Origin of the sequence: Micromonospora sp. KC721, from assembly GCF_004348355.1 — a bacterium.
In the GTDB taxonomy this organism is placed as follows: Bacteria; Actinomycetota; Actinomycetes; order Mycobacteriales; family Micromonosporaceae; genus Micromonospora.
Genome location: NZ_SMJY01000048.1, coordinates 18289 through 33058 on the forward strand (window position 1 = coordinate 18289; position 14770 = coordinate 33058).

11 protein-coding genes are annotated in these 14770 nt (G+C 73.0%); 6 read left to right on the plus strand and 5 right to left on the minus strand.

The annotated features are described in order from the left end of the window. Positions 1-67: 67 nt before the first annotated feature. Positions 68-2164: an alpha-1,4-glucan--maltose-1-phosphate maltosyltransferase gene (locus E1182_RS11480; protein WP_132263905.1), complete on the plus strand. Its 2097-nt coding sequence runs from the start codon at positions 68-70 to the stop codon at positions 2162-2164. Continuing rightward, positions 2152-4257: a 1,4-alpha-glucan branching protein GlgB gene (glgB, locus tag E1182_RS11485; protein ID WP_132263907.1), complete on the plus strand. Its 2106-nt coding sequence runs from the start codon at positions 2152-2154 to the stop codon at positions 4255-4257. Before E1182_RS11480 ends, glgB begins: the two co-directional genes overlap by 13 nt. Positions 4258-4368: 111 nt before the next feature. Here the strand turns inward: glgB and E1182_RS11490 are convergent, their stop codons facing one another. Beyond that, the gene (locus tag E1182_RS11490) at positions 4369-5445 is read right to left on the minus strand and encodes an App1 family protein (protein ID WP_132263909.1); all 1077 of its coding nucleotides are present in this window, start codon (positions 5443-5445) and stop codon (positions 4369-4371) included. A gap of 65 nt (positions 5446-5510) precedes the next feature. Here E1182_RS11490 and yaaA point away from each other — a divergent pair, with 65 nt between their 5' ends. From yaaA to E1182_RS11510, 4 genes are all read left to right on the plus strand, one after another. Beyond that, positions 5511-6305, plus strand: coding sequence for a peroxide stress protein YaaA (gene yaaA / locus E1182_RS11495; RefSeq protein ID WP_132263912.1), 795 nt, complete (start codon positions 5511-5513; stop codon positions 6303-6305). A 100-nt stretch (positions 6306-6405) separates the two neighbouring features. Next, positions 6406-7101, plus strand: a complete 696-nt coding sequence (locus tag E1182_RS11500; RefSeq protein ID WP_132263914.1) for a hypothetical protein — start codon at positions 6406-6408, stop codon at positions 7099-7101. Then, positions 7098-7418, plus strand: a complete 321-nt coding sequence (locus E1182_RS11505; protein ID WP_132263916.1) for a cold-shock protein — start codon at positions 7098-7100, stop codon at positions 7416-7418. The genes E1182_RS11500 and E1182_RS11505 overlap by 4 nt, the downstream gene beginning before the upstream one ends. Before the next feature lie 39 nt (positions 7419-7457). Beyond that, a complete protein-coding gene (locus E1182_RS11510) occupies positions 7458-8420 on the plus strand; it encodes a TAXI family TRAP transporter solute-binding subunit (RefSeq protein WP_371687537.1) in 963 nt (320 codons plus the stop codon). On the opposite strand, the gene E1182_RS11515 is transcribed toward E1182_RS11510, so the two are convergent. From E1182_RS11515 to E1182_RS11530, 4 genes are all read right to left on the minus strand, one after another. Continuing rightward, a complete protein-coding gene (locus tag E1182_RS11515; protein WP_132263918.1) occupies positions 8410-9825 on the minus strand; it encodes a HAMP domain-containing sensor histidine kinase in 1416 nt (471 codons plus the stop codon). The genes E1182_RS11510 and E1182_RS11515 overlap by 11 nt on opposite strands. 10 nt (positions 9826-9835) lie before the next feature. Beyond that, positions 9836-10492, minus strand: coding sequence for a response regulator transcription factor (locus tag E1182_RS11520; protein WP_132263921.1), 657 nt, complete (start codon positions 10490-10492; stop codon positions 9836-9838). A 137-nt stretch (positions 10493-10629) separates the two neighbouring features. Continuing rightward, on the minus strand, positions 10630-12393 hold the full coding sequence (locus tag E1182_RS11525) for a CDP-glycerol glycerophosphotransferase family protein (protein WP_207921364.1): 1764 nt from the start codon (positions 12391-12393) through the stop codon (positions 10630-10632). A gap of 238 nt (positions 12394-12631) precedes the next feature. Further along, on the minus strand, positions 12632-14770 hold a 2139-nt coding region (locus E1182_RS11530), incomplete at its 5' end, for a DUF6077 domain-containing protein (protein WP_207921365.1).

Consider the following 14770-nt stretch of genomic DNA (forward strand, 5'->3'; position numbering starts at 1 on the left):
GCCCGACCTGGAAGAAGAAGCGGCCTCGACCCGAGCGCGAAGCGATCTCGCGCAGTAGGTTGAGCGGGTGAGTGGACGGTTCCCCATCGAAGATGTCTCCCCCGCCGTCGCCTGCGGTCGCTACCCGGCCAAGGCGGTCGTCGGCGAGGTGGTGCCGGTGTCGGCCCGCGCCTACCGCGAGGGTCATGACGCGCTGGGCTGCAACGTGGTCTGGCGAGGCCCGGACGGCACGACGCGCCCGTTCACCCGGATGCGTCCCGGTGAACCCGGCCAGGACCGCTTCCACGCCACCATCCGCCCGGACGCCGTCGGCGAGTGGACCTTCACCGTCGAGGCGTTCCAGGATCCGTACCTGACCTGGCAGAACGCGGTCACGAAGAAACTGGCCGCCGGACAGGGCGTCGCGGACCTGGCCAACGACCTGGCCGAGGGCGCACGGGTGCTGGAGGCCGCGCGGGAGCTGGTTCCGGCGGCCGACGTCGAGCGGGTGCGGGCCGCGGTCGCCGCGCTGGGCGACACCGGGCGGGAGCTGCCCCGGCGGGTGGCCCCGGCGCTGGCGCTGGCCGACCTGCTCTGGGCGCACCCGGTGCGGGAACTGGTCACCACCGGCGAGGAGCGCCGGCTCTGGGTGGACCGGCCCCGGGCGCTCTTCTCCGCCTGGTACGAGTTCTTTCCCCGCTCCGAGGGGGCGATCCCGGCGACCGTCGACGCCCCGGCACGGTCCGGCACCTTCGCCACCGCGATGGACCGGCTGCCCGGGGTCGCGGCCATGGGCTTCGACGTGCTCTACCTGCCGCCGATCCACCCGATCGGGCGGGTCAACCGCAAGGGCCGGAACAACTCGCTCACCGCCGGCCCGGACGACGTGGGTTCGCCGTGGGCCATCGGCGCGGCCGAGGGCGGGCACGACGCCATCCACCCCGACCTCGGTGAGCCGGACGACTTCCGCGACTTCGTCGCCGCCGCCGCCGAGCAGGGCCTGGAGGTGGCGATGGACCTGGCGTTGCAGTGCGCGCCGGACCACCCCTGGGTCACCGCTCACCCGGAGTGGTTCACCACCCGCGCCGACGGCAGCATCGCGTACGCGGAGAACCCGCCCAAGAAGTACCAGGACATCTACCCGCTGAACTTCGACAACGACCCCGAGGGCATCCGGGCGGAGATCCTGCGGGTGATGCTGCACTGGGTGGGCCAGGGCATCCGGATCTTCCGGGTGGACAACCCGCACACCAAGCCCTTCGACTTCTGGCACTGGCTGATCTGGGAGGTCAAGAAGGTCGACCCGGACGTGCTGTTCCTGGCCGAGGCGTTCACCCGCCCGGCCATCATGCACGGCCTGGGCAAGATCGGCTTCACCCAGTCGTACACCTACTTCACCTGGCGCACGACGGCGGCCGAGATGCGGGAGTACTGCGAGGAACTGGTCGCGGCCGCCGACTACATGCGGCCGAACTTCTGGCCCAACACGCCGGACATCCTGCACGAGTCGTTGCAGCACGGCGGGCCGCCGATGTTCAAGATCCGGGCGGTGCTGGCCGCGCTGCTCTCCCCGTCCTGGGGCATGTACGCCGGCTACGAACTGTTCGAGCACGTGGCCCGCCCCGGCGCCGAGGAGTACCTCGACAACGAGAAGTACGAACTACGTCCCCGGGACTGGGCCGGCGCGGCGGCGCAGGGCCGTTCCCTGGCCCCGTTCATCGCCACCCTCAACCGGGTACGCCGGGAGAACCCGGCCCTGCACCAGCTGCGCAACCTGGTCTTCCACGACATCGACAACCCGGCGCTGCTCTGCTGGTCCAAGCACGACCCGGACACCGGCAACACGGTCCTGGTGGTCTGCTCGTTCGACTCCCACGAGGTGCAGTGGGGCAACACCACCCTCGACATGCCGGCGATCGGCCTCGACTGGCACGACCGGTTCACCGTCCACGACGAGCTGACCGGCGCCAGCTACGAGTGGGGCCAGCGCAGCACGATCCGGCTCGACCCGTACCTGCAACCGGCGCACGTGTTCGTCGTACGCCGCCCGACCACGTCGGCCGAACCGACGCCGACCGGCCACGTCCCCGCCGACCTCACCGTCACCGACGTGCCCACCGGCCTGTCCGGCGGCACCGCCCCGACCGCACCCGCCGCGAAGGACGACATCCGATGGACCAGCTGATCGCCGGTGCGACGCACGACCCGCACGCCCTGCTCGGCGCCCACCCCGCCGGCGGGCAGACCACCATCCGGGCGATGCGCCGGGGAGCCGGCGACGTCGCCGTGATCGTCGACGGGCAACGACACCCGATGAAGCGGGTGCACGACGTCGGCGTCTTCGAGGCGGTGCTGCCGGGCGAGGTGCTCGACTACCGGGTGGAGGCCGACGGGCAGGTCGCCGACGACCCCTACCGTTACCCGCCCACCCTCGGCGACCTGGACCTGCACCTGATCGGCGAGGGGCGGCACGAACGACTCTGGGAGGCACTCGGCGCCCGCGTCCTCGACGGCGGCGTCGCCTTCACGGTGTGGGCACCCAACGCGCGCGGCGTGCGGGTGGTCGGCGACTTCACCGGGTGGGGCCCGGACGACGGCTGGCCGATGCGTTCCCTGGGCGCCAGCGGCGTCTGGGAGATCTTCGTGCCCGGCGTGACGCCCGGCGCGCGGTACAAGTACCGGATCCTCGGCGCGGACGGGCACTGGCGGGACAAGGCCGACCCGCTCGCGGCGTACGCGGAGGTGCCGCCGGCCACCGCGTCGGTGGTGCACCGCTCGGCGTACGAGTGGGGCGACGCCGGCTGGCTGGCGCGGCGGGCGACCCGGCAGCCGCACCAGGAGCCGATGAGCGTCTACGAGGTGCACCTCGGCTCGTGGCGGCCCGGCCTGGGCTACCGGGAGCTGGCCGAGCAGCTCACCGCGTACGTCACCGAGATGGGCTTCACCCACGTGGAGCTCCTGCCGGTGATGGAGCACCCGTTCGGCGGCTCGTGGGGCTACCAGGTCACCGGCTACTACGCCCCCACCTCCCGGTTCGGCGACCCGGACGACTTCCGCCACCTCGTCGACACCCTGCACCGCGCCGGCGTCGGGGTGATCCTCGACTGGGTGCCGGCGCACTTCCCCAAGGACGAGTGGGCGCTGGCGCGCTTCGACGGCACCGCGCTCTACGAGCACCCCGACCCGCGCCGCGGCGAGCACCCCGACTGGGGTACGTACGTGTTCGACTTCGGCCGCCGCGAGGTGCGCAACTTCCTGGTCGCCAACGCGCTCTACTGGTGCGAGCAGTTCCACGTCGACGGGCTGCGGGTGGACGCCGTCGCCTCGATGCTCTACCTGGACTACTCCCGAAGCGAGGGGCAGTGGCTGCCCAACGTGCACGGCGGGCGGGAGAACCTGGAGGCGATCGCCTTCATGCAGGAGGTCAACGCCACCGTCTACAAGCACCACGCCGGGGTGGTGATGATCGCCGAGGAGTCCACCGCCTGGCCCGGGGTCACCCGATCCACCGCCGACGGCGGGCTCGGCTTCGGCTTCAAGTGGAACATGGGCTGGATGCACGACACCCTGCTCTACACCTCGAAGGACCCGATCTACCGGCAGCACCACCACCACCAGCTCACCTTCTCCCTGGCGTACGCCTTCAGCGAGAACTACGTGCTGCCGATCAGCCACGACGAGGTCGTGCACGGCAAGGGGTCGCTGAGCGCGAAGATGCCCGGGGACACCTGGCAGCGGCTGGCCAACGTACGGGCGTTGCTGGCGTACATGTGGGCGCACCCGGGCAAGCAGTTGCTCTTCATGGGCTGCGAACTCGCCGACGACCGGGAGTGGAGCGAGGAACGGGGTCTCGACTGGTACCTGTTGGACGACCCGGCCCGGGCCGGGGTGCGGCGACTCGTCGCCGACCTCAACGCCGCGTACCGGGCCACTCCCGCGCTCTGGGCGCAGGACACCGAGCCGGCCGGGTTCCGCTGGATCGCCGGCGACGACGTCGCCAACAACACCGTCTCGTTCGTCCGGATCGCCCCGGACGGCAGCACCCTGGTGTGCGTGGCGAACTTCTCCGCCCTGCCCCTGGAGGACTACCGGGTCGGGCTGCCGGCGGCCGGCACCTGGACCGAGGTGATCAACACCGACGCGCATCTCTACGGCGGATCCGGGGTGGGCAACCTCGGCACGGTGCACGCCCAGGGTGTCCCGTGGCACGGCATGCCCGCCTCGGCCCCGCTGCGCGTCCCCCCACTCGGCGTCCTCTGGCTCCGCCGCCAGACCTGACCCCCACCCCCGCGCGTTGATAGTTGGCGGCACCGACAGAGATCAACTACGTCGCGAAGTTCACGATCAACGCGGGAAGAGGCGGGCGACGGGCAGCCGGGGTGGGGGTGATTAGACCAGGTCGGCTTCGCGGAGGAGTTTCCAGAGGCCGGCGCCGTCCGGGGCGGAGAGCCACTTCTGCCCCACCGGGCCGGTCGAGGAGCGACCGGCCGGGGCGGGCAGGCTGCCGGCGAGCACCGACTGGGTCGGGGACAGCCGGCGGATCGCCACCCCGGCCACGTTCTCCGGATGGGCCGCGGCGAACTCCCGGTAGATCTCCTGGTCGTGCTGCCCGTCGTCACCGATGAGCAGCCAACGCACCTGTGGGAACTCCCGGGCCAGGCGGGCCAGGGTCGCCCGCTTGTGCTCCCGACCGCTGCGGAACCACCGGTCGGCGGTCGGACCCCAGTCGGTGAGCAGCAACGGTCCGGCCGGGTAGAGGTGTCGGGACAGGAACCGGGTGAGGGTCGGAGCGACGTTCCACGCGCCGGTGGAGAGGTAGAGCACGGGCGCTCCGGGATGGGCGGTGACCAGCCGCTCGTACAGCACGGCCATGCCGGGCACCGCAGCCCGGGCGTGCTCGTCGAGGACGAAGGTGTTCCAGGCCGCCAGCAGGGGACGGGGCAGCGCGGTCACCATGACCGTGTCGTCGATGTCGGAGAGGATGCCGAACCGGACATCCGGGTGCAGCACCCGGATCAGCGCCTCCGCCGGTTCGGCGTCGGCCACGGCACCGGCGTCGGCCATGCCCTCGGGTTCGGCCACGCTCAGCCGTACCGAGGACCAGCCGGGGGTGAAGTCGCCCTCGATGACGGTGTCGACGAAGCCACTACGGTCGGCCTGCGCCTCGTGCACCGTCCCACCGGCCTCGATCCGTACCGTGACGTGCTTTGCCGGCAGGGTGGTGAAGCTGCGCCAACCACGCACCTTCTCCAACCGGCCCCGCTGGCGGGTGTCGGGGCGGCCCAACAGCACCCGGCACAGCACCCGCGCCCAACCGGGTGCGCCGTAACCGGCGTACGCCACGATGTTGATCCGCCACCCGGTACGGCGGAGCCGGCGCTCCACCAACTGGTGCACGGCGTCCTCGATCCGCGCTGCCCGGTGCAGGTTCGGTACGGCCAACTGGCCTGCGGGAGTGGGTGGCACACGGCAACCCTGCCACACCCCGCCGGAACCGGCCACGGGAGGAGCCGGCCCGTACGCTGGCGGCCGTGCTCATCCTGCTGCCACCCTCCGAGGGCAAGGCCGACGCCGGCACCGGCCGGCGGCTGGACCTCACCCGACTCTGCCTGCCCGAGCTGAACCCGGCCCGCGAGGAGGTGCTGGCCGCACTCGTCGGCGTCTCCGTCACCAGCGAGACGGCGGCACTGGCGGCACTCGGGCTCAGCGCCGGCCAACGGAGCGAGCTGGACCGCAACGCGCGGCTGGAGCGGGCCGCCACCGCACCGGCCGGGCAGGTCTACACCGGGGTGCTGTACGAGGCGCTGAGCCTGGCCACCCTGCCGGCACCGGCGCTGCGGGCCGCCCGCCGTTCGGTGCTGGTCAGCTCCGGCCTGTGGGGCGCGGTGCGGCTCGCCGACCGGATCCCGCCGTACCGCTGCCCGATCGGGGCGAAGCTGCCCGGGGTGGGGGCGCTGTCGGCGTACTGGCGGCGGGTGCTGGCCCCGGCGTTGGAGTCGGCGGCCGGGGACGGCCCGGTGCTGGATCTGCGCTCTGCCGCGTACGCGGCCACCTGGACGCCGCGGGGGGCGCTGGCCGGGCGGACGGTGAGCGTGCGGGTGCTGCACCAGCGCGCGGTCGACGGCCGGGTGACCCGCACCGTGGTCAGCCACTTCAACAAGGCGACCAAGGGCCGGCTGGTCCGTGACCTGCTGGTCGCCGGTGCCCGGCCACGCGGCCCGGCCGGGCTGGTCGCCGCGCTGCGCGACCTGGGGTACGCGATCGAGGAGCGGCCGGCGACCGCCGGGCGACCACGCCAGGTCGACGTGGTGGTCACCGAACTCTGACCCGTGCCGCAAGATTTCCTCAAGGCTGGGTCGGATCGGTGGAACCGGGGCGTACGGGAGGCAACGGTAAGGGAACCCCGACGCCGAAAAGGAGCGGCCCATGGCCCCGCAACCCACCCTGCTCGACCGGCCCCTGCTCGGCCGGCCCGGTCCGCCGGCACCCCCGCCGCCGATGGACTGGATGACCCTGGGCGACGCGTTCGAGGTGGCCTGCCTGCTCCGCTGCACGCCTCCACCGGCGACCGGTCGGGGTCCGGTCGAGCCGTACCGGCCGGCGGCCGAGTTCAACCGGCAGGACGCCGCACTGCGGATGCGCCAACTACTCACCCGCCTCGACGTGCCGGTGCAGCACGAGGTGGTCAGCGGTGGGCTGCGCCGCCGCTACGAGCTGCACCGGCTGCACGTGCCCGAGGAGCACCGGGCCACGTACGCCGAGCTGTGCGGTGCGGGGTGGCGGCGGGGCCGCCGCGAGCTGCTGGCCGGGCCGGTGGCCGGGGCGTCGAGTGCGCGGGTGCTCTGGCGGGGTCGGCTCGCCGCGGCGGCCTGGCGCTCCGCGCTGCTCGCCGGTGGCCGGCACGTGCGCCGGCACATCCTCGGCATCCGGCTCACCGACCGGGAGCTGGCGGCGGTGCTGGTGCGCAGCGCCGCCCTGCTGGAGGTGCCGGCCCTGCTCCGCCCGGGAGCCGGGTGCCTCGTGGTCAGCGTGGCCGACGGCCCGGACCGCCTGAGGATCATCGAGCGGGCCTCCCTGGCGCGCGCCCGCCCGGCCGGCCGGCCGAGCATGATGGTCGGATGAGGCTGATCGGGTCGGTCCGGGAGTACCACGTCGACCAGGGCTGGGGCGTGCGCGACGCTCCGGAGACGCCTGGTGGGGCCTGGGTGCATTTCTCCGAGGTGCGGACGCCCGGGTTCCGGGCGCTCACCGCCGGGCAGACGGTCACCTTCGAGGTCGAGCCGGCCTGCCAGGACGGCTACGCCCACCGCGCGCTGCGGGTCCGGCCGGTCGGGCACGACGACAGCGACGAGACCGGGGCATTCCCCCGCTCGGTCGCCTACTCCAGCAGCCTGGTCATCGCCCACGACGACCCGCCGCCGACGTCACCGCCGGACTGAGGTTGCGCTGGTGCGGCCGTACGGCGCAGAGTGCAGCGCGTGACTCGATGCTGGTCCGCCCCCACCCGACGCCGGGTCGCCGCCCCGTCCGCGCTGCTGATGCTGATGGTCCTGGCGGCGACGGGGCTGGCCGCCTGCCGGGACTCCCGGACCGAGCCGACAATCATCCGGATCGCCACCGGTAGCCCGACCGCGGTCTACCACGCCTTCGGGCAGTCGCTCGCGGCCCTGCTCAACCGGGAACTGCCCGACGTACGGGCCAGTGTGGTGGTGACCGCGGCGTCGGCGGAGAACATCCGGCTCGTCGGTGCCGGTCAGGCCGAACTCGGCTTCACCCAGGCCGACGTGCTGCCCGCCGGGCCGGCCGGACCGCCGTCGGTCCTCGCGGTGGCCCGGGTCTACGACGACCTGCTGCATCTGGTCACCACCGCCGGTGGACCCGTACGCACGCTCGCGGACCTGCGCGGCCGGCGGGTGTCGGTGGGCGCCGCGGGCTCCGGCACCGAGATCACCGCGACCCGGCTGCTGGAGGCGGCCCAGCTCGGCGGCGACCAGGTCCGCCAGCTGCACCTCGGCCTCGACGACTCGGTCGCCGCGCTGCGGGCCGGCCGGATCGACGCGTTCTTCTTCTCCGGTGGTCTGCCGGTACGCGGCGTGCAGCAGCTGGCCGGCAGCTCGGCAACGAGGATCATCGACCTCGGCGAGTGGACGGAGTGGTTGCGCCGTGGCTACCGCGAGGTGTACGTGTCGCGGGACATCCCCCGCTCGGTGTACGACCTGGATCCGGTCACCACGGTGGCCAACCCGAACTATCTCATCGTCCGCGCCGACCTGCCCGAGCCGCTGGTGCGGGAGGTGACCCGGCTGCTGATGGAACGCCGCACCGAGCTGGCGGCGGCGCACCCCGCCGCCGGGCGGATGAGCCCCCGCTCGGCGATCGCCACCACACCGCTGCCGTTGCATCCCGGCGCGGCCGACTGGTACCGCTCGGTCAAGCCCTGACGAGGGCCGGGTCCACCGGCCGTACGATCGCCGGGCCGTCCTCCGGGGCCGGGAACCACACCTCGGCGACCAGGCCGCACCGGTCCCCCGGGCGCATGGTGAGCCGGCCGTCGGAGGCGTCGACCAGCACCGCGACGATGGTCAGGCCCAGCCCGGCGCCCTCGACGTTCTGCGCGTCCGGCGCTCGCCAGAACCGCTCGGTGGCCTGTTCGAGCTGGTCCGGCGTCATGCCCGGGCCGGTGTCGGCGACCTGGAGAAGGACGCCGTCGTCGGCGTGCCGGACCGTGACGGTCACCACACCCCGCTTCCCGCTGAACTTCACCGCGTTGTCGATCAGCGCGTCGAGAGCCTGGTCGACGGCGGTCGGCACGGTCCGGGCGTACGCCGGGCCGTCGGCGGCCAGCCGCAGCGTCACCGACCGGTGCCGGGCCAGTGGCTCCCACGCCGCGACCCGGGAAGCGGCCAGCTCGGCCGCGTCGACGGTGATCCGCTGGTTCTCCTCCCGTTCCGCGCGGGCCAGGGTGAGCAGGGCGTCGAGCACCCGGGCCAACCGGTCGGTCTCCTCCAACGCCAGCCGGTGCTCGGCCAACCCGTCCGGGTCGGTGAGGCTCGACCCCAGCTCCTCGACCCGCAGCCGCAGCGCGGTCAGCGGGTTGCGTAACTGGTGGCTGGCGTGCGCCACGAAGGCGCGCTGCCGGTCCATCACGTCGGACACCACGTCGGCCATGTTGTTGAAGCTGGCCGCGAGGCGGCGCAGCTCGGGTGGGCCCAGCCGGTGCTGCACCCGCGCGCCCCGGTCCCCCTCGGCGATCTCGTGGGTCACCGCGTCCAGCTCGGTCACCGGACGCAGCACCCAGCCAGCCAGCCCGAACGCGGTGGAGACGCAGGCCAGCACGGCCAGCAGCCCGATCCCGGCCAGCAGCAGCCACCAGGCGGTGACGGTACGCCGGACCTCCGCCGCCGGGGTGGCGGTGACCACTGCGCCGAGCACCTCCCCGCCGTCGTTGATCGGCACCGCCACCACCAGCGGGCCGTCGACCCAGGGCCAGACCGCCTCCGGGGCGCTGAACTGCTGACCGACCAGGGCGCTCTCCAGTGCCGCCGCCGTCTGCGGCCCACCCGACCAGCCGGGCGACACCACGACGGTCCGGCCGTCCCGGTCGACCACCGCCGCGCGTATGCCGTACAGCTCGTCGTAGGCGGCGAGTTCGCCGCCGACCGGACCGGGTACGTTGCCGCGCAACGCCGGCCCGGCGAGCGAGGCGAACCGGGTGGCGTCGGCGAGCCGGTCGGCGCGGATCCGGTCGGTCTCCCGGGAGGCGAGGGTGGCCGCGAGCGGCGTCTCCAACGCCACCAGCACCAGGACCATCAGCAGCAGGTAGCTGATGACCAGTCGACGACGCACGCTGGGCCCCTCACTCGCCGCGGAGCCGGTAGCCGACCCCGCGCACGGTCTCCACCAGGCGGGGGTCGCCCAGCTTGCCGCGCAGTGAGCCGACGTGCACCTCCACGGTGTGCCGGTCGGCCCAGGTCGTCCCCCACGCGTCCAGCAGGATCCGGTCCCGGGACACGGCGACGCCGGGTTGGCGGGCCAGGGAGAGCAGGATGTCGAACTCCTTGCGGGTCAGCGCCGCGGCTCGACCGTCGACGGTGACGGTCCGGGCGGACACGTCGATCCGCAGCCCGCCGACCTCGATCACGTCCCGCGGTGCCGGGGCGTGCGCAGCCCGCCGCAGCACCGCCTCGATCCGGGCCTGCAGTTCCACCATCGAGAACGGCTTCACCACGTAGTCGTCGGCGCCGAGCCGCAAGCCGAGCACCCGGTCCCGCTCCTCGCCCCGGGCGGTCACCGCGATGATGCCCAGCTGGCTGCTGCGGCGGCGCAGCTCCCGGCAGACGTCCGTGCCGTCGCCGTCGGGCAGGGTCAGGTCCAGCAGCACCAGGTCGCAGGGGGCGGCGGAGAGGGCCGCGGCGACCGTGGCGGCGTGCTCGACCTCGTACCCGCGCCGGGTCAGCGCCGAGGAGAGGGCGGCGGCCACCCGTCGGTCGTCCTCGACCAGCAGGATGCGCACCTTCGACCCCCATTCGTCGTACCGATGACCTGCGAAATGGTGGCAGACGCGGACGCGGAACGGGAGCCCCGGCCCGGCCCGGACACGCCGCGGGCCCGGGACGAGGGTGACGTCCCGGGCCCGCGGCGTCGGTGCCGTCAGCGGCAGAGCCGGGCGATCTCCTCCTGGAACCGCTCCATCGGGTTCGCCTCGGCCGGGCCGAGCAGGTACGTCTTGAGCTCCCGCCGCGCCTCGGTCATCGGGTCGTCACCGGCCCGGGTGAGCGCGAGGATCTTCTCCAGCTCGCCGCAGTCGATCGAGAGCAGGTACGCCGCCCGGGAGGTCGGGAAGGTGCGACGGAACTCGTCCTCCGGCAGGCCGCTCGGGTTGGCCACCACGTACGGCCGCAGGCTCTGCACGAAGTCGGAGACGACGCTGGAGACGTCGCTGATCAGCAGGTCGGTCTGGTTGAAGCAGTCGAACAACGCCGGCACCCGCCCGGTGATCACCCGGTGGCCGGGCCCGTCGAGCGTGGTGGCCTCGGTGTCTCCGCCGGCCGCCCGGATCAGCGCCACGATCCGCTCGTGCACGGCCTTGGCCTGGCTGGAGCGGGAGCCGGTCAACGGGTGCGGCTTGTAGATCAGCCGGACCGCGGGCGAGGTGGCCAGCAGCCCCTTGACGATGCGCTCTCCCATCAGCACCAGCGAGGTGTGGTACGGGTCGTCGTCCAGCCACCCCTCCCAGGTGGGGGCGTAGAGCACCGTGAACGGTCGCTGCGCCGACTCCGCGCCGAAGGTGGCCACGCCGGCGAGCTGCGGGCGGCCGATCTCGACGATGTCCTCGTCGCGTACGCCGACCCCGGCGCGGGCGTAGCGCTCCCGGCCGGCCAGGCCGGCGACCCAGACCTCGTCGTACACCTTGCTGTACGGGTTGACGCTGGCCTGCTTGTCGCTGTCGCCGTGGCCGACGAAGACATGCTTCATGCCCGGCTCACGCAGCATGTGGATGTTCGCGCCGACGTTGGCCGCGTACAGGGCGGTGCGCACCGTGCCCAGCTCCAGGTTCATGAAGTCCACCCCGGCCGGCACGCAGACCACCGGCAGCCGGGTGTCGGCCAGCTCGAAGAACGCCTCCTTGCTGCGCATCAGCACGATGCCGCGCTGGTCGAGCGCCTCCGTCGGGGCGAGCCACATGTTGGCCTGGTAGACGTCCTTGGCGGGGCCGGCGAAGTAGAGCGCCACCTCGGGGCGGTAGCTGTCGATCCAGCGCTGGACCTGGGTGAGCAGTTGGTCCTTGCCGGTGCCGCTGCCCCGGCCCCGCAGCCAGGTCAGCACGATGATCGCGCCGACCGCCGCCGCCGCGACGACCGCCGCCGCGCCCGCCACCAACACGGCGGTGACGTCCTGCCGCACGGCCGCCAGCACCGCGGCCGGGATGAGCACCACGTTCAGCACGGCCAACCGGACGCCGGCGTTCTCCGAAGCCCACTGCGGCGGTCGCGGGGCGGACCGGACCGCGCCCAGTTCGATGTTGCGCACCAGCGCGGAGACCGGGTTCCGCCGGTCGATCATCGTGTTCAGCGCCCCGGCGAACACCGCGATCACCCAGACCGCGGCCGGTAGGAGCAGCAACCAGGTCAGCTCGACACCGGTGAGCGGCACCGTGGCGGCCACCAGCAGGACGCTGGCGAGGTCCCGGCTGAGCTGCCGGTACCCGCGGTTGAGGCCGACCTTGTCCAGCAGGACGTCCGACGGTGGCGACCACCGGGTGAGGGCGTACTCACCGACGACGGCGGCCAGTCCGGCCACGACGAAGACGGGGATCCAGCCGAAGGTGCCCCCAACGAGCATGACCAGATAGGACAGCACCAGCAACGCGCCGCGGGCGGCGGTGCCGATGCGTCCAGTCAACGAGCCGAACAACGAGAACGCTCCCTACGAGATCGATGACGGGCGTGCCTGCCGATCGCTGAGGTCACCGGGCGAGACGCCGCTCGCGGTGCGACGACCGGGGCTACCGGTCGGACGGTGACTGCGACCTTAACGTGAGGAGACGCCCGGTCGTCCTTCGGGTACAGGACTCCCACAATGGTCACACTTCGGGCCACCCCGCGCGAGGTCACCGTGTCACGCCGGTGGCGTCACCACCCTGGCCCGGTGGTCACCCGCCGCGGCCGTAGCAGGTCATGGCCCCCGGGCCGCGGCGCTCGGCAAACTCCTGGAAGCCCAGGTCGACCACCATGTCGCGGGCGTACTGGTTGCTGTTGTAGACGCAGATCGTGCCCACACCCACCCGCTGCACGGCGGCTTCGACGTCGGCCTTGGACGGCTTCTGCCGGCCGTCGGCGAACCGGGCCAGCAGCAGCCGGTCCTTGGCGAAGTCGGAGTTGCGGTCGTACTCGACCAGGTAGAAGTCGCGGGGCAGGACGACCCGGACGCGGCTGGTGACGATCAGCGAGGTCCGCATGATCACAGAAGGGGCGAGGAGGAGCCCGGCGGGCCGGTCCTGCTCGGAGATCCAGAAGGCGATCCGCTGCCGCTGCTGGGGCAGCTTCCAGGTCGGCCGGTCGTGGGTCTCGACCCAGCTCACCGGCGACCACATCGGGGTAGCCCAGATCGCGAACGAGGCGACCATCGCCACGGCCACCACCGGACCGACCGCGACCCGCAACGCCCGGGTCGCCGACGGCACGTCGACCGTGCAGAGCAGGCCGATCAACGTGGGCAGGGCGAGCAGCCAAGGCACCCGCCAGAGCACCACGGAGATCCCGCTGGCCGCGCCGAGTGCCTCCAGTACCCCGGGGACCAGCAGCACGCTCATGGTCAGCGCGGCGCCAGCCGCGAGCAGCGCCGGGGTGCGACGGCGGGCCAGCAGCGGGCCGAACCACAGGGCGAGCCCGCTGATCACGCCGACGATGCCGATCATCAGGGTGCGCCGGTAGGTGTACTCAGCGTCGAAGAAGGCGTCGTCCGCGCCGGTGGCGTTCATCCCGCCGAGCACCAGCCGGGACACCACGATCGACCCGATCGGGTACGCGACCGCGGCCAGCCCACCGATGACGGCGTCCTTGACCCGGCCGACCAGCAGCATGGCCAGCCCGGCGGCCCCGACCAGCATCGGCAGGATGATGGCCGAGGTGGTGGTGAGGCCGGTGGCGGTGACCGACAGGGCGAACACCATCAGCAGCGAGCGGCGGCTGCGGGTGTCGAACCACTCGGTGAGGTAGAGCCACATCAGCGGGATGGCCGCCGAGACGAACATGCCCTTGCCCTCGTACAGCCGGGGCAGGTGGAAGGTGCCGAGCGCGGCGTCCGCACCAGCCACGAGGTAGAGGTACGCCACGGCGACGCTGAACGCCAACACGGGCCGGCGCGGGGCCCAGCGGTGGGTCAGCCGCCACAGGGCGAGGATGGCGAGCACCGCCATCACCGGCAGCGCGAGGTACCAGGTGGCGGAGGCGCCGTGGATGCCCAGGACGTGGCCGAGCGCGCCGGTGAACACCTCGATCGACGGGGTGGGCGGCTGCGAGCCCATCGCCGGGAGGACGTTCTCGCTGAACAGGAAGTCGTTGAGCGGCACGATGTCCCGCTCGGCCACCCAGGTCGACTTGCCCACGTAGTAGACGTCGTCCGGGGTGTTGCGGGCGATGAAGAGCGAGGTGATGGCCACGCCGACGGAGACGACCAGCGCGTACGCGGACTGGAGGGCGGTGGGCGCGGGCGCGGCGGGCGTGGGACCGGCGAGCCAGACGCGGCGGGTCATCAGCATGACCCCGACGGCGGCGACCGCGCCGGCAGTGGCCGGGATCCACCAGGAGATCGCGTTGCCGGCCCGAGTGTTGGCCAGTCCGGCGGTGACCGCGGCGACCAGGCCGGCCGCCACCACCGGGAGCAACAAGCGACGCGGGTAACCGGTGGTGGCGGCGCCGTCCGGGACGGTCGGGCCGGCCGCCGGGCGGAGCGTGGACCACCGCCGCCAAGCGCGCACCGACCACCAGCCGGCGAGCAGGACGCCACTTGCTACCCAGATCAGGAAGGTGACCGACGGACGCAGGGCGAACAGGAAGGCCACGTGGTAGAGCACCGTCCAGAGGGCGAAGCCCAGCACCCCGGCGTCGGTGATGACGGCGGGCGCCGCGACGGTGAGGGCACGCAGCAGGCCGCCGGGGGGTGACGGCGGGCGTTCGGTGGCGGTGTCGGCGGCGTCGGGGCGCGGCGCGACGGCAACGTGGTCGGCGTTCGACACGGGTCGTCCTGTCGTCGTACGGGCAAGGTGCGCGAGGAGGCGGGCGGCGGGCGG